General features: G+C 47.5%; 1 pseudogene. It reads left to right on the forward strand.

Features of this window, described 5'->3' with window-relative positions:
- Positions 1 to 370: pseudogene (locus A3756_RS27255) on the forward strand (hypothetical protein); the annotation flags it as partial.
- Positions 371 to 387: the final 17 nt, after the last annotated feature.

Genomic DNA, 387 nt, shown 5'->3' on the forward strand with positions numbered 1-387 from the left:
AGCCTTCCTTGCCGACCTATTGGTCAGCAGTAGCTTTTCTCAAGGAAAGGCTCTACTTAAGTTGGGGAAGCGTCGGTTTCACTCTCAGGCTTGGAGTTCTTGGCTAAATCACGCTTCCTTGATGCTTGATCAGGACTATTTGGGCGACATCAATATCCACCCTGAATTTCCGCCTTCCTGGTATACCAAGTTCATGAAGAACCCTAGCCCTTCAGAAAGAGACTATATCTTGAAAATGGGTGAACGCTGCACCTGGCCAAAACTGGCCATGATTAGGGACCAAACTCAGGTAAGCCGAACCCTACAGGCTTGCATCGCTCATCTGGAGCAGAGCGCCAAAGAAGAAAGCTTAAAAGCCACCGCTTTATAAGCGATCAAATAAGGAAA

The organism is Oleiphilus sp. HI0086, from assembly GCF_001635225.1.